The 15,655-nt window shown below is 52.9% G+C and carries 10 protein-coding genes; 1 reads left to right on the plus strand and 9 read right to left on the minus strand.

What is annotated here, in order from left to right; all coding sequences use genetic code 11:
- Position 1 precedes the first annotated feature (1 nt).
- The 9 genes from A8990_RS21700 to A8990_RS21740 form a co-directional block, all read right to left on the minus strand.
- A complete protein-coding gene (locus tag A8990_RS21700; protein WP_116191148.1) occupies positions 2–1,498 on the minus strand; it encodes an ABC transporter ATP-binding protein in 1,497 nt (498 codons plus the stop codon).
- Between the two features lie 110 nt (positions 1,499–1,608).
- The gene (locus A8990_RS21705; protein ID WP_116191149.1) at positions 1,609–2,691 is read right to left on the minus strand and encodes a BMP family lipoprotein; all 1,083 of its coding nucleotides are present in this window, start codon (positions 2,689–2,691) and stop codon (positions 1,609–1,611) included.
- A 903-nt stretch (positions 2,692–3,594) separates the two neighbouring features.
- On the minus strand, positions 3,595–4,191 hold the full coding sequence (locus A8990_RS21710) for a sigma-70 family RNA polymerase sigma factor (RefSeq protein WP_147306846.1): 597 nt from the start codon (positions 4,189–4,191) through the stop codon (positions 3,595–3,597).
- A 150-nt stretch (positions 4,192–4,341) separates the two neighbouring features.
- Entirely contained in the window at positions 4,342–7,104 is a 2,763-nt protein-coding gene (locus A8990_RS21715; RefSeq protein ID WP_116191151.1) for a discoidin domain-containing protein, read from the minus strand.
- Between the two features lie 3 nt (positions 7,105–7,107).
- Complete coding sequence (locus A8990_RS21720; RefSeq protein ID WP_116191152.1) at positions 7,108–8,595, minus strand: ABC transporter substrate-binding protein; 1,488 nt, start codon at positions 8,593–8,595, stop codon at positions 7,108–7,110.
- Positions 8,596–9,236: 641 nt separating this feature from the next.
- Positions 9,237–10,109, minus strand: coding sequence for a carbohydrate ABC transporter permease (locus tag A8990_RS21725; protein WP_116191153.1), 873 nt, complete (start codon positions 10,107–10,109; stop codon positions 9,237–9,239).
- 1 nt (position 10,110) lies between these two features.
- Positions 10,111–10,986, minus strand: coding sequence for a carbohydrate ABC transporter permease (locus A8990_RS21730; protein WP_116191154.1), 876 nt, complete (start codon positions 10,984–10,986; stop codon positions 10,111–10,113).
- Between the two features lie 94 nt (positions 10,987–11,080).
- Positions 11,081–12,382 (minus strand): response regulator transcription factor, encoded by a 1,302-nt coding sequence (locus tag A8990_RS21735; RefSeq protein WP_116191155.1) that lies wholly within the window; start codon positions 12,380–12,382, stop codon positions 11,081–11,083.
- Positions 12,383–12,437: 55 nt separating this feature from the next.
- Complete coding sequence (locus A8990_RS21740; RefSeq protein WP_245996144.1) at positions 12,438–14,252, minus strand: cache domain-containing sensor histidine kinase; 1,815 nt, start codon at positions 14,250–14,252, stop codon at positions 12,438–12,440.
- A gap of 311 nt (positions 14,253–14,563) precedes the next feature.
- Between A8990_RS21740 and A8990_RS21745 the strand changes: the two genes are divergently transcribed.
- Positions 14,564–15,541: an aldo/keto reductase gene (locus A8990_RS21745; RefSeq protein WP_116191156.1), complete on the plus strand. Its 978-nt coding sequence runs from the start codon at positions 14,564–14,566 to the stop codon at positions 15,539–15,541.
- The last annotated feature ends 114 nt before the right edge of the window (positions 15,542–15,655 follow it).

Raw genomic sequence — 15,655 nt, forward strand, 5'->3', positions numbered from 1 at the left:
TTCACTGGCGCTTGCCTCCTGCCATTAATAGACTGATTTGTTCTTCCGTCGCTTCATCGGAAGGCAGCTCGCCAACGATCCGACCTTCGTTCATAACGAGGATACGGTCGGACAGCTTGAGGATTTCCGTCAGCTCGGAGGAGACGAGCAGTATCGCCCCTTGCTCATCGCGGCGCTTCAGCAGCTCGCCATGAATCATCTCCATCGCCCCGACATCGACGCCGCGCGTCGGCTCGGCCGCGATTAGAAATGGCGTTCCCTGCGCCAGCTCACGAGCAGCAATGAGCTTCTGCAGGTTACCGCCGGATAGGAACTGCACTTTCGTATCGAGTGAACCTGTCTTCACCTCGAAGCGCTTCACCCAGCCTTCGACCATCTTGCGAATGCTGCGGCCGCGCATCAAGCCGAAACGCTGCTGCCGGCGGGCATGGCCCATGACGCCGTTCTCGACGACCGTGGCATCCTTCGCCGCGCCCCATTGGTAGCGGTCTTCGGGAATATGGGCAAGCCCAAGCTCGCGAATCTTCCGCACGGGCGCGCCTGTCACGTCTTGCCCTGTCAGCGTAACCTGTCCGCTGCTCGCGGCTTGCAAGCCGGCAATCGCGCCAATCAGCTCCGATTGGCCGTTGCCCGATATGCCTGCGACGCCGACGATTTCGCCGGCATGCACCTTGAAGGTCGCGCCGTCTACAAGCGGCTTGCCTCGGTCGCCAGGCATGGTCAGGCCTTTCACTTCCAGCACCGGAGCGCCCAGCTTTGGAGTGCTGCGCTGCATCTGCGCCAAATCCCGGCCTACCATCAGCCGCGAAATTTGTTCAATGTCCGTGTGCTTCGCATCGACAACACCTGTTACGCGACCATCGCGCAGCACGGTGATGCGGTCTGCCACTTCCATAATCTCCTGCAGCTTATGGCTGATGAGAATGAAGCTCTTCCCTTGACTCGCCAGACGCTTAATCGCCACAAGCAGCTCTTTTACTTCCAGCGGTGTCAGTACGCCTGTCGGCTCATCGAGAATGATGATGTCTGCGCCTTGATAAAGCACCTTTAGTATTTCGACTCGCTGCTGAACGCCAAGCGAGCAGCTCTCTACCTTCTGGTTCGGATCAACTGGCATGCCGTATTGGCGCGAAAGCTCCTCAACTGCGGCAACCGCTGCTTTGCGGTCAAAACCGTTCCACTTGCCCGGTTCCTGGCCGATGACGATATTTTCCGCCACCGTGAAGGACGGAAACAGCATGAAGTGCTGATGCACCATGCCGATTCCGCTCTTAATCGCATCTGCCGGCGTCGAGAAGGACTGCGGCTTCCCGTTTACGAGAATGGATCCGCTCGTCGGCTTCTCCATACCGTAGAGAATGCGCATCAGCGTCGTTTTGCCAGCGCCGTTCTCGCCGACCAGCGCATGAATTTCGCCTTTGCCGAGCGTGAAATTGATGTCCGAGTTCGCCTTTACAGGACCGTACGACTTGGATATGTTCTCCATGTTTAACAACATGCGCCCGCTCTCCTTTCATCTCTATCAAACGAAATATCCCGAAACTAGCAGATCTATAAATCGAAAGAAACCGGCTGCATCACATCATGCACGCAGCCGGCAACGATTACTTATTGAGCGAGCGGGTTCTTCACAACAAGCTTGCCCGAAACGATATCATCCTTGATTGTTTTCAGCTTATCGATGTTCGCTTGACCGATGAATGCGTTAAGCGGAGTCTTGCTGTCACGAGTTACGTAAGTAAGACCAACGCCGTCTTCCTTTAAGCCGTAGTCAACTGCACCGAATTTGAAATCGCCGTTTGCGAACGATTTAACCGTTTCGTATGCAACTGTATCTGTACTTTTCAGCTGTGCGAGTACAACGTGATCTGGGTCAACGCCAGTGTTGTCGATATCTTGGCCGGAAGTGTGGAAGCCTTTCTCTTTCGCTGCTTCGAACACGCCAAGGTCGCCTACTGCAGATGCGCCAGCGATGAAGTCAGCGCCTTTGGAGAATTGAAGCAATGCAAGCTCTTTCGCTTTCGCTGGATCAGTGAAGCCGCCAACGTAGTTCACGAGCATTTCTGCATTCGGGTTCGTATATTTCAGGCCTTCTTGGAAGCCTACTGTATATTTCTTCAGAAGCGGTGCGTCGATTGCAACAACCATGCCGACTTTGTTTGTCTTAGTCGCAAGGCCTGCAGCTGCGCCGAGCAAGTACGAAGCTTCATACTCACGGAACACAACGCTGCGAACGTTAGGCAGATCAACGACGGTATCGATAATCGCGAACGGCTTGTCCGGATTTTCAGCAGCCACTTTCTTCAGTGCATCTTCCGCTTGGAATGTAGCTGTAATGATCAGATCGTAGTTCTCAGCAACCGTAGCGCGAAGGTTCTGCTCGAATGCGGCAGGGTCTGTCGATTCGATTGTTTTCACGTCTACATTAAACTCTTGGCCGGCTTTCTTGAAGCCTTCGTCCATCTGTACGAAGAACGCGTTAACGCCGATCTTCTCCGGCAGCACGAGCGCAACCTTCTTCTTAGGTGCGTCAGCTGCCCCGTTACCTGCATCGCCGCCTGCATTCGTGCTTGCATTCGCCGCTTCATTCTTCGCTCCATTATTGGAAGCAGAATTATCATTCTTGGAACATCCGACGAACAACGAAGACAATAAAATAAGTGCCGCTACTAGCAAAAACCCTTTTTTCATTACGTTTCTCCCCTACTCTTTGTCTGATGCAATAACTTAATCCCTTTAATCCTACCTGAATTATCGGGATTTGTCAATCTGTGCGAAAAGTATCGTTTCTTGTCGCATTCACGCTATTATACCGTCACAGCCGCTTGACTGGCTATACATTTTATAAAAAAATGGCTATTTTTCGTGTCCGCACACGCTAGTAATTTACTGGAAATTGCATGAGGCATGCGAGAACGTATTGCCGCGATGAGAGAGGGATTTTTGTGCTGAGAGACCGTTATTGGGTCTCTCAGTTTCTTTTTCATGCGGTTGCGGCGCTGAGAGATCGTATTTGACTCTCTCAGGCACAACTCACCGAGACGAGCGAGGTATTTTTGTGCTGAGAGATCATAATTGGGTCTCTCAGTTTCTTTTCCGCGCGGTTGCGGCGCTGAGAGATCGTATTTAGCTCTCTCAGCTTCACTTCCGTGAGCGTCGTCTTGCCGAGAGACGGATAATCCGACTCTCAGCACAGAATCCCCGCCTTTTCCTCGCTGAGAGTCGGCTTTTCCGTCTCTCAGAGCCCGAAACGGCGGGAATACGCGGCTTTGCAACGCTGAGAGTCGCTTTTTACGTCACTCAGATGCACAATTGGCCGCTTTTGAGGCTGAGAGTCGTATTTTACGACTCTCGCTATTTTTTCACAAGCACAGCAAGCATGACTCAGCCGAGTCCGAGTCCCACACGATGATGAAAGTTACTGAGAGAACGTATGCGTTCTCTCAGCTCCGATTCCACACCATCTCGACCTCGAAAGAACGTATATGTTCTCTCGGACTAGCCCGTCCAGTTATCGCCCTCTCCCCACGGCTTTTCACGAACAAAAAAAGTGCCCAGTCATCCATCGGACGAACATAGGCACTTTGTGTTTAGTTAAGGAATAACAAGAAGCAAGAAATTGAACAGCAGCAGCGAGTAGAGCAGCAGCGACTTGCCCCACCGCTTCTTCATCGCCTCTTTGCCACGATGTATGCGCGACTTCACGGTGTTGACCGGGATGTTGTTCAGCTGGCTGATATCTTCCATCGACATCTCCAGCACATAGCGCTGATATACGACGGTTCTGTATTTCTCGGGCAGCTTCTCTATGACTTCCGTCATCTTCGATGCCAGCTCCCGCTCGATGACTTCGCCTTCCGGAGAAAGCGCGGTATGCGGAATGACATCGTGAAGCGACAGATTCTGTTCGGAATGAGCGGTAACGGGCTGATCCAGCGGCAGTGGCGGCGTCTTGCGGCGGCGCAGCAAATCAAGGCAGACGTTCTTGGCGATATGAAAAATCCAGGTTGAGAACCGTTTGTTCTCATCGAAGCGGTTCAGGTTCAAGTACACCTTCAAAAATGTTTCCTGCACAACATCCTCCACATCCGTCTTGCTGCGGAGAATCTTATGGGCCATTCTAGACAGCTTATCCTTATACAGCTCGACTAGCTTATTGAAGGCCGTCTCATCGCCTTGCCTCGATAACATTACTAATTGCGCCTCGTTCACGGCAATTCTCCTTTGCCACCCGTCGTCCAAATACCTACTTTCATTATAACAGGAAAAACAAGAAACGCATCTGTAAAAGCATGCGTTTTGTGTCGATTCCGTATAATTCGTATGCGTGCGGACGATGAGTTAGCTTGAGCCGTAAACTTGGAGCTCCGAAATCTGTGCAGCCGGCCAGCCCGTGTTGCTCGTAAAGACAAGCCTTACATACCTGACACTCGCTGGTGCGGCAAGCTGGGCTTCCACAGTATTTGCTTTCGCTGGATCGAATGTATAAGCTTTATTCGCGGCAATGACCTTGAAATGCTCACCATCTTCGCTGCCCTGTACCTCGATGCCTTGATCACGCGCGCCCCAGGCATCCAGCGGCGGCAGCTTCAGTACAAGCTTCTGCACTTGCTTGCTGTCGCCAAGGTCCACGATCAGCTCCTGCGGGAACTTGTTCGAGACGCTCTCCCAGTAGGTGAAATCATCGCCGTCCCCAGCAAGCTTCGCCACCAGCTCCGTATTCGCGTTCGTGCTCGACTCGAAAGGCTGGCGAAGCGCAAGATTCGTAAGCTCTTTCACCTTATGGAAAGGAATATCCTTAACCGTGCTTGCCGACTTCGAAGGCGTGAGCGCAATATAGGCGGTCTTGTGCTTATTAATGCTCGCGATGTAATCCACCTGTACAAACTCTCCATTCTCGGTGACCGGCAAATCTACAAGCTTCTTCCCGCTCACGTCGTACGCAGCAGCGATTGCATGCGCCCAGCCTTCACCGGAACGAAAGCGAACCGTCGTATCCGAGCCGATCGGCTGGTACAAACGAATCTCGTCTTTGCTGCGGGACTCTGCCAAATAATGCTCGCCCGGGTCCAGATTGTACCCGTTGTAGCGAGTATAGCTTCCGGCGCGGACGCTCCCGTCCTTCGCAGCGATGTCGAAGCCGCCACTGCTTAGCGTCGTTTGGTCATCCAGTACATAGCCGTTGCCCGTATCCCAGTTGGCGATGACGGTGTACGTCCCGAAATCGGTGCGCGTCGTTGTCGGATCGATCGAATCGTAGCTTTGCACCACTTGATCCGCATAGCCCGCCAGAACAACCTTTTGGAAAACACCGATCAGCTCGATCCACGGATTCGCCACGCCTGTATAGAGATCGCCGCTCAAGTTGTAGCCCATCGCGGCATTCCAGCGGAGCATATCTTTGTTGTCGGTCATCGTCTCCGCAGCCAGATTATGCTGATAGAACATGACTTTATCGCGCATCAGCATGCCTGCAAGCGGGTAGTAGTCCGTGTACGTCGCCGTGTTCTTGCGGTAGCCGAGCAGGTCCCACAGATAGTTCGTGCCCATGAAGCCAATGCTGTCACCCGCAAGCACATCGGTACCATCCTCCGTGTACATGCGCTGCTTCGCACCTGCATTGACGAAATAATTGCGGACGCCTTCGAAGTATGCGGACCATGCATCGGTATTGTCCGGCTGCACGCCGTCCTTCATGAACGGAGCATTCCGAATGCCCCATTGATCTTCGAAAATACCGCTCACGCCAGCATCCAGCAGCTTCTTATGCTCCTCTGCAATCCGGTTCGTCACGAATGAATCGTTCATGTTCATGACATAACCGCTATGCTCGCCGTAATCCTCCTTCATCAGCGTGCCATTCGGCTTCTTCACGACGATATCGTCAAGCTTCACACCGTCAGGCAGCTTCGCCAGCGCCTTGGCATGAACGCCCCACCACGAGAAGTTCGTGTACGGCACGATTTGATTGCCCTTCTCTTTCGCATGCTTGATGAAGTAGTCAAAAGCTTTGGCCCCGCCCCACTTCGGATCCGGCGGAATAAAATCCGGATAATTCTCGTCATGCCCGCCAGTCTGGAAGCCGACGAGATGAAGCATGCCGCTGTAAGGCAGCATATCGACATAGCGGCTCGCGAGCGTGCTCCACGTCTCCTTGCCAAGCGCGGCGACATCGAGCTTTAGCATCGGCAGCTCTGCTGTATGCCTTAGATCACTTCCAAGCTTATCGGCAAGCGAACGGTACTTGTCGATGCCGTTCAGCATGCGGTAGCTCGCGATCGACGCCGGATAGTCACTGCCGACCTCCAGCACGACGACCGGGCTCTGCCAATGCGCCTGCGGTGCGCTCCAAATGTTGTACTCGTGCACGAACGCGCTCGAGCCGGCATCATCCGACTGATTCTTGAAGCCAAGCTCCGTCGTAATCGTCGGCTTCTCGCTGATGTCATAGACCGCCAGATTACCGCCGCTTGTCCGCAGCGCTGTGTATGCCGCGAACATCACACCCGGATATTGATCGACATAAGCGTTATTTTCCTTGAAAAAGGCCGGCTTCAGCTTCGCGCCTGGCAGCATCGGTAGCATTCCATCGAGCACATCGTCAGCGGCGAATTTCAGTTCATAGGGGAAGCGGAATGACTGCAGCGTCTGCGCCGTATTGTTCACCACGTCCGCGCTCAGCCGAATTTGGCTACTTTCATCGAAGCTCGCCGTAACGTCGACGCCGAGCTTCCCGCTGTAATGCAGCAGCAGACGGGAGGTACTCTTTTGCCATTCGTATGAGAACTTGCTTGCTCCCTCGGCGCTGTTAATGGACGTATTGTCTTCGAGAAAAGCCCACCACAAAGCTCCCTTCCGGTTGCCGACCGTGATGTTCTTGCCCACCGCTTTGTCGCGCACATACGCAATGCCGCCATTCGTTTTCTGAAAAGCAATCTCGTACCTGTCATTGGCGACGACCAGCAGCTGGCCTTTCGTATCAAACTGGACTGCCCGCTGAACGAACCAATCGCTGCGGACCGCTAGAACGGACAACAGCGCTATTAGTAATAGCGCTGCTGCCGCGATTCGACTTCTTTTCCCGCGAATCGATAAGGATGTCATAGCCTATTCAACTTTAATGGTATTGTAGAATTTCTCTTGAACCGTCTTCGCTGCTTTGTCCAGTTCAGCCTTGATGTCGACGTCTTTCTTCGAGAATACTTCTTGCACGACGTTCGTCATTTCTGCGTAGTAGTCTTGCGTGTTGAACTGCGCTTCCGGCTTACCGTCAAGCAGGCTCATAATTTCCGGGCTGTATTGGTACACGTTGTCGTACTTGTCAAATACTGCTTTCACCTTCTGGCCATATTCGGAGTTGTCTGTGTAGTACGAGATAACCGGCGGTACGAAGTATTTGTTATCTGTCTTACGTTGCTTAATGCTTGCTTCGATCGACTCCAGACCTTTGTCGGAGAAATAGTCGAATGTTGCGTATTTGAACGCCATTTCTTGCTCGTCTTTCGTTGCATTCGGGTTGATTACGAGGAAGTCGCCGCCGAGTACGCCCGTGTGCTTGCCGCCCTTCTCAGCTGCAGGCATCGGGTAAACGAGAATGTCTTCCGGCTTCATGCCGCCTTGGTTCAAGCCTTGGTCAACCGGACCGTCCGGACCTGCGATAACCATTGCCGTTCTGCCTTGCGCGAATGCGCCAACAGCGTCACCCCAGCCTAGTGCAAAATCCTTCGGCGTTGCAGTCGCTTCCCAAGCCAGCTTATGGTAGAACTCAAGCGCCTTGAGACCTGCATCGGAGTTGAATGCTGCCGTTACTTTGCCGTCAGCTACGTTCTGGATTTCTCCGCCCGCTTCGAACAAGAAGTTCGTCCAGTTCCATCCAGCCTCGTTGCCTTTACCCATTGGCGCGATACCGGAAATGCCTTTCTTCTGGTCCGCAACCGCTTTTGCCGTGTTCAGCATGTCATCCCAAGTCCAGTCGAACGCAGGAACGGCTACGCCTTTGTCAGTCAGCATTTTCTTGTTCACAACCGTGCCTGTTACATAGCCTTGCTGTGCGATACCGTATACTTTGTCGCCAATGATGAATTGCTTCTGGAGGATCGGGTTCATCTGATCCTTGAATTCGTAGTTGTTGAACAGGTCCGTAATGTCCGCTGCCCAGCCGCGCTCAGCAAGGAATTTACCTTCAGTCGCATAAGTATTGAAAAGAGTCGGCGCTTCGTTCGCACCCATCTTGATACCGATCTCGTTCGGGTTGTACTGCCATTCGCTCTTCACGATTTCAACGTTCGGGTATTGCTCGTTGAACCGTTTGATTTTGTCGTCTTCCAGCGCTCTGCGCTCTACTTGGTCCGGAGTCGGATAGTAGATGCTGATCGTCACTTTCTTGGAAGCCGCATCATCCGTTGCAGCCGCATTGTCGCCGCCCGCGTTCGATGAAGTATTCGTGCTTGTATCTGTGCTCGTGTTCGTGCTTGTGTTTGCATCGCCTGTTGTGTCGTTGCCGCCGTTGTTGTTCGAGCTGCCGCAAGCCGATAACAGACCGCCGACAAGTAACAAGCTGGTAAGAACGAATGAAACCTTACGTACCTTTCGCATGTTTTATCCCCTTCACACGTTTATTTAGCTTACATGCTCATCATAATGGAGGCGCTGCTCGAGCAGAATGTGTAAAATTATTTCGATTGTGTGCAGGTCTACGATTGTCGAAAGATTGGATACCACTCCCGCTGCGCAGGCTGATCGTTGTTCCGATCGCTGTTGAAGTTCCGATTCCCTCTGATCCAATAAGACATTTAGCTGTAGGAATCGGACTTCAAAGGCGCAAATGATATGTGTCGTTTAGACAACGCATATCATTTCGCCTAGGCGACCACTCCGTTTCTCCACAATCGATCTGCCCGCTTCGCTCTTGGTATCCAATAAATCGAGACACTACAAACAATCGACAGGGGAGGGAAACAGAAAAACCATGATGCTGGATTATTCCCCCTGCATCATGATTGTTTATAAATAAATTCCTTTCGCGCAGCGGTGAATGCTCTTGATCTAAACAGGGTTGATACCAAGAGCGAAGCGGGCGTATCGATTGTGCAGAAGCGTTAGCGTTCGCCTTTGTAGTTAGATTCCAACATCTAAGTGTCTTATTGAATCGGAAGGAATCTAAACTACAACAGCGATCGGAACAACGATACGCACGCGCAGCGGGAACTGGTAGCCTCATTTCAGTTTTTAAGCAATTAGCCTTTGACTCCGCACATGTGAAGGCCGCGGATAATGAAGCGCTGGAAGAACAGGAACACCGCGATTGGCGGGAGCATGACCATCGTGAGCATCGCGAACTTTACGTTTGTGTCTAGTCTGCGCACGTTGATGACATAGTTGTAAATCGCCGTTGCGAGCGGGCGCTTCTGGTCGGTGTGCATGACCATCGACGGCCAGAACCAGTCGTTCCATGCGGTCGAGAAGACGAAGATCGCCAGCGTCGAGAAGATCGGCACCGACAGCGGCAGCGCGATGCGCAGGAACAGCCGCAGGTCCGAAGCGCCGTCCATGCGTCCCGCTTCGAACAACTCCATGCTGATGCCGTCGAAGAAGTTTTTCAAGAGCAATAAGAAGAACGCATTGGCGCCTGCGGGCAGCCAGAACGCCTGGAATGTACCCAGCATGCCGAGATTCTTCAAGTTGACGAAGTTCGGAATGATGTACGTTGTTGGCGGGATGAACAGCGCCGCCAGGAAGAAGAAGCCGATAGCGCGTCCCCCCGGCAGGTTCAAACGGGACAAGCTGAACGATGCAAGACCGAGCACGATGACCGTCATGAACATGTTGCCGGCGAAGATGATCATCGTGTTGCGGAAGAACAGCGGCAGCTTAATGTAATGCCAGCCCTTCGAGAATGTCGTGAAGTCCCATTTCTGCGGCAGGAAGTGCGGCGGGAACGAGTTGACTTCTACGTTATTCTTGAAGCTGTTAAACAGTGTGACCAGAATCGGATAAAGCATCGAGCATACCATTAATGTAATTACGAGCAGCATTATTCCGTACACGATCTTGTTCGGCGTCCGCTGCAAATCATATCGGGATAGAATTCCGCGATCATAGCTCTTCATCTTAGTTGCCCTCCCTGTTATTGGATAGTCGGTGCTGAAGCACCGCAAGTCCGCCCAGTACGAGGAACATAAGAACGCCAAGCGCGGAGGCCGAACCGTAATCGAGCCTTGTGAACGCGTATTTGACAATAATAAGCGCATACGTAAGTGTTGCATTGTTCGGGCCGCCATCTAGCATGGCGAACTGCGATTGGAAGCCTTGCGATGTTGCGATGAGCTGCAGGATGAACAGCAGGACAATCAGGTTGCGGATGAACGGCAGCGTAATATATCGAATCCGTTTCCACACGCCTGCGCCATCGATTTCCGCCGCTTCGTACAGATCGCGCGGGATGCTGAGCACTGCCGCCAGATAGATGAGCATCGCCGAGCCGAATTGCTGCCACGTCTCCATGAAGACGAGCGATACCATCGACCATCTCGTATCGGTCATGAACGCAATCGGGTCATTGCCCATTTGCGTAATCGTCGCATTGATCGGGCCGACCGGATCGTACAGCCAGCGCCACAGGCCGTACAGGACGACCACCGGAATAACGTTCGGCAAGTATGCCGCAACGCGAACGAACCCTTGGAATCGTTTCAGCTCCGAGATCGCAATCGCGAAGACGATCGGGACCCAGAAGCCGATGATCAAACAAAGAAACATATAATACAGCGTGTTCTTCACCGCTGTCCATACATCCGGATCATGCAGGACGGTTCGGAAGTTGCCGAAACCGACGTACGAGTTGCCTTTTACAAAATCAATGTGGTAGAAGCTGTACACGAACCCCTTCACGATCGGCATCCATAGAAACAAGATGAAGATGACGGCGGCCGGTACGATAAACGTATACCCCCAAAAATATTTCCTAAGTCGCGCAATAGATCCCATATAGCCCCCTCTTTCGTTGTGAATCCTACAAATTAATTGTAGGGACGCACGAAGCGGCTGAACATGTGCAGTTCTATGGGGATCATAGGCGATCCTACTTCTTTAGCTCGGTTGGACTCAACCCATAGTATTTTTTGAATATTTTGCTAAAATGCTCCGGCGACTCGTAACCTACTCGTTCTGAAATCTCGTAACGGCGCAGATCGGTCGTCAGAATAAGCCGCTTGCTCTCTTCCATGCGCAGCTTGATGACATATTCCCACAGGTTATGGCCCGTGTTCTTCTTGAACAGGTAACTGAGATAGTTCGGGCTGACGTGATTCTTCTGCGCCACCTCATGCAGAGTTAGCCCCTTCTGGGCATAATGCTCGTCAATGTAGCTCTTCGCTTTCTCCACGATAATGTTGTTCTGCGCATCCAGCTCCTCCACCGTCGGATCCTGCTGCTCATAACGCGCCCAGTTGAAGTCGCCGTAGTAGAACACGCCATGGTCCTTCTGCTCCCGGTTCCACAGAAGCGCCTTCTGCGCCTGTTTGCCGAGCTCGCTTAAGAACGGTACTCCCCGCAGGATTTGGCTGATGCCGATCACGCAGGAGATGCCGAGATATTTCGTAATATTGAAATGCAGGCTGCGGCCAAGCATGTCGAGCTGGTTGATTTTGTTCGTGCCGCTCTCTTCGTAACGCTTGTCGTCCCACTGAATAATGATGCTCACTTCGTCGTTAGGCGAGTAGAAGGCAATCGGCTGCCACGACTGGTCAAGCAGCTCCATCGCAATGTTCAGCGCCGCGTATTGCAGCAGCTCCGAAGAGCGTCCAAGCTGAATGCGCAGCACGGCAAAATAAGGCCCCGACAGCATCGTGCCGTGCGCCCTCTTCAGTAGTGCAGCAGTGTCATTCGCTTCCGATTCCGATGACTCGCTCAGCAGCTTATTCAATAGCTCCGTCCGTTCCGGCAAAGGCTGCTCGAGATGGAATTGTTCCCGAAACCCTGCCAGCAGGTCGCCTTGCGCTGCTGCAGTTTTGTTTGTATTGAGCAGCACATTGCGCACCGAATCAAGGAATTGCTCGCTGTTCAGCGGCTTAATGAGATAATCTTTGGCCCCGAGCCGAATCGCAAGCTGTGCATATTGGAATGTCTCATGTGCAGAAATAATAATCGCCTGCACCCATGGCTTGATCATTTTCGCCTGATGCATCAGCTCGATGCCGTTCATCTCGCCCATCTGAATGTCTGTAATAAGCAGATCGATTTCTTCCATGCGCAAATAATCCATCGCCTCATAGCCGTTATGCGCGATGAACAGCTGCGAGATCGCAAGCCCGGAAGAGCTGAGCAAGCTGCTCAGCCCCTTACAAATTAGCGGTTCGTCGTCGACCACAAGCACGTTATACATATCGCTAGCCCCCTGTTTTACGTTTGCCTGTATCTTTATCTTCGCCTTTTAACCTTTACTGCGCGTTTCCTTCTTGTTCGCTGCGAGGGAGCACGATGCGCACGACGGTGCCCTGCTCTCCCGCCCGTTCGTGATAGCTGATGCCGAAGCTCTTGCCAAAATGAAGCTGAATCCGCTGGTGCAAATTCCGAATGCCGTACCCGATAGACGGGTTGCCCTTCTCTTCGTTCAGCAGCCGGTCAATCGCTTCGAAATCGACTTTCTTATAGCCGTTATCTTCAACGGTAATGAGTATTTTATCGTGTTCCAGCTTCGAGGCGGATATGGTGATTTCGCCGTCTTCGCCCATGTTGCGCACGCCGTGAATGATCGAATTCTCGATCAGCGGCTGCAGCGTAATCTTCGGAATGAGGTTGTGGAGCAAGTCCTCCGGAACGTCCCAGACGACGGAAAAATCATAATCGTACCGCTTCTGCTGCAGCTTGATGTAAGCAAGCGCATGCTCCATCTCTTCCTCGAGCTGAATGAGCTCGCGTCCGCGGCTCAGGCTGATCTTCATCAGCTTCGACAGCTCCTTGATCATCTCCGCGGATTCGGAGTTGCCCTCCAGCGAGCTTTTCCAATAGATACTCTCGAGCGTGTTGTAGAGCAGATGCGGGTTGATCTGCTGATAGAGCAGCTGAAGCTGGGACTCCTTCTCCTTCAGCTCCATCTGGTATTTGTAATGAATGAGCGTGTTGAGACGCCGCGCCATGTCGTAGAGCGATGAGATCAGGACGCCGACCTCGTCCTTGCGGCCTTTGCCCGGCGTTTCCGGTACTCGCTTGCCCGGTTCGTAGGAACGGACGAAGTATGCGAGACGCTGAAGCGGCGTCATGAGCGAGCGCCAGAAATAGATAATGACGATGATGCCGAAGATCGTATATACGATGGAGATGAGCTGAATGACGCGTTTCAGTTCATTTTGCTGCTGGAGCAAGGAATTGACTGAGATTTTATAGATCAGCTTCTGCTGGGCTAGGTGGTTGTCGCTCACGACGTAGATGAACTCTGGCGTAATGAAGCTGCTCATCTCGTTCTGCTCCGCCTTGACCGTATTGCCTTCCGCGGCTGGCGGAAGGGTCAGCACTTGGCCGATCATGTTCGGAATCGTCGCGGTTAGAACGCGGTTGTTCGCATCGGTGAAGTAAATCTCGCCATCCGGCAGCGAGACAGACTGGAGCGATTCGCCGATCTTCTTATCCATTTTCGTCGCAACGAGCACGCCGATAACCCCATGTCCGCTCGAAATATTGTTCACGGATCGTATGTATGCGAGCGTCGTCTGCGTGGAGAAGCCGATATTGTTGCGGATGAGCTTCATGTACCCTTCGCCCTTGTGCGCGACCGCCTCGTCAAACCACTCCGGCTTGTCGCGGTCCGAGAAGAAGTAGACGCCGGTCTGCGTCATCGGGATTTTCGGAGCAAAATAGTATTCGTCGTTCGGGTCGTAAATATAGAGACTGTAATAGACCGCCTCCCCGCCGTTGACGCTGATCGAATAGCCCGCGATGAGCTTATCGAGCTTGGAATATTCCTGCACCCGGTCGAACACGGTATCGTTCGGATTCGGTACGAGCTGCTGGGTGAGCGGGTTCTGAATGATCGTCGTGGTGATTTTGTTAACGGTATCTATCTCCCGGCCCAGCAGTGTCGTATTCTGCTTGTTCAGTTCCACGTAAGCGTTCGTTACATGGCGTTTCAAAATAAGCTCCGCCTGGGTATTTCCATACCATTGAAGGAGCAGGATGGGACTAACCATAATTACAAAGAGCAGAATGATCTGCTGCCTGACATTCATCCGTGTAAGCGGATTCGTCATTTGTGCCATTGCTCCGTTCTCTCCTTCACTCGATACTGGTACTATAGCAAAATGATGCCTTGCGCGCGTATGCCTATTCTTACCGATATGAGGTGCAGTTCTACTTAATTGCAGGCAGCGGCAGAAGGAGATAACAAGTAAAAAGACGCTATACTGCGGTTCACTATATATACCTTGTATCATTACGTATCAATAATTTCACTACTTTTATTTTGGAAGCGTGTGGTCCATAATGGGACGGGTACTGAAGTGCGAAAGAAATAATAGAACAGCGTAACATTGCAAGCATCATCTTACACCGATTTGGAGGACGATTATAGATGACAAAAGCGATCCCGCTTCAGCGTCGCGGCATTCCGGCAAGCCAGCTCGTACTTGGCTGCATGAGACTCGGCGGCGACTGGAATGCAAGCAATCCGATTACGGCGGAGCATTATAAGGAAGGGCATGATGCACTGGATGCCGCGATTGAGATCGGCATTAACATGTATGACCATGCCGATATCTATACATCCGGCAAGGCGGAGCGCGTGTTCAGCCAGCTGCTGAAGGAACGTCCGGAGCTTCGGGAGCAGCTCATCCTGCAATCGAAGTGCGGCATTCGCTTCGGCGATGCTAACGGACCGCATCGGTTCGATTTCTCGGAAGGGTACATTTTGCAAAGCGTTGACGGTATTCTGGAGCGTCTCGGCACAGAATACCTGGATATTCTGCTGCTGCACCGCCCAGATCCGCTCGTTGATCCGGAGGATGTGGCAAGCGCGATCCAGAAGCTGAAAGAGTCCGGCAAAGTGCGCCACTTCGGCGTGTCGAACATGAGCCAAGGGCAAATTCGCCTGCTGTCGGCGTACACCGACGAGCCGTTCATCGTGAACCAGCTGGAGATGAGCCTGCACAAGCTCGGCTTCGTCGACACAGCGGTCAGCGTCAACCAGGACGCATGGCGCAGCAACGTGTTCCCGGAAGGCACGATGGAATACTGCCGCCTCGAGAACATCCAGCTGCAATCATGGGGTCCGCTCGCGCAAGGCCGCTATTCCGGCGGCTCGCTGGAAGGTCAGAGCGAGAGCGTCGTGCAGACGGCGAAGCTTGTCGCCGAGCTGGCCGAGAAGCACGGCACGACGAAGGAGTCGATCGTGCTCGCATGGCTGATGACGCATCCGGCAGGCATCCAGCCGGTTATCGGCACGATCAACCCGCAGCGCATCCGCGCCTGCAAGGACGCGGCGACGCTTCGCCTGTCGCGCGAGGACTGGTACAGCCTGTACACCGCGTCGCGCGGCGTGGCTTTGCCATAAGGAAAAAGAGTCGGCCTGGGCTTGTGCCTGGGCTGACTCTGTTTTTGTTTGCGCGCGGCGCGAGGGGCGGGCGTGCAAACAGTGCCTGGCGCGCAGGCGGCTTGTTTGGCAAGC

It is taken from the genome of Paenibacillus taihuensis (genome assembly GCF_003386535.1).
In the GTDB taxonomy this organism is placed as follows: Bacteria; Bacillota; Bacilli; order Paenibacillales; family Paenibacillaceae; genus Paenibacillus_Z; species Paenibacillus_Z taihuensis.

Bases quoted from the DNA above. Each gene is read 5' to 3' on its own strand.
- A8990_RS21700 (WP_116191148.1), bottom strand. From the start codon at position 1,498: ATGTTGTTAAACATGGAGAACATATCCAAGTCGTACGGTCCTGTAAAG.
- A8990_RS21705 (WP_116191149.1), bottom strand. From the start codon at position 2,691: ATGAAAAAAGGGTTTTTGCTAGTAGCGGCACTTATTTTATTGTCTTCG.
- A8990_RS21710 (WP_147306846.1), bottom strand. From the start codon at position 4,191: ATGTTATCGAGGCAAGGCGATGAGACGGCCTTCAATAAGCTAGTCGAG.
- A8990_RS21715 (WP_116191151.1), bottom strand. From the start codon at position 7,104: ATGACATCCTTATCGATTCGCGGGAAAAGAAGTCGAATCGCGGCAGCA.
- A8990_RS21720 (WP_116191152.1), bottom strand. From the start codon at position 8,595: ATGCGAAAGGTACGTAAGGTTTCATTCGTTCTTACCAGCTTGTTACTT.
- A8990_RS21725 (WP_116191153.1), bottom strand. From the start codon at position 10,109: ATGAAGAGCTATGATCGCGGAATTCTATCCCGATATGATTTGCAGCGG.
- A8990_RS21730 (WP_116191154.1), bottom strand. From the start codon at position 10,986: ATGGGATCTATTGCGCGACTTAGGAAATATTTTTGGGGGTATACGTTT.
- A8990_RS21735 (WP_116191155.1), bottom strand. From the start codon at position 12,382: ATGTATAACGTGCTTGTGGTCGACGACGAACCGCTAATTTGTAAGGGG.
- A8990_RS21740 (WP_245996144.1), bottom strand. From the start codon at position 14,252: ATGGCACAAATGACGAATCCGCTTACACGGATGAATGTCAGGCAGCAG.
- A8990_RS21745 (WP_116191156.1), top strand. From the start codon at position 14,564: ATGACAAAAGCGATCCCGCTTCAGCGTCGCGGCATTCCGGCAAGCCAG.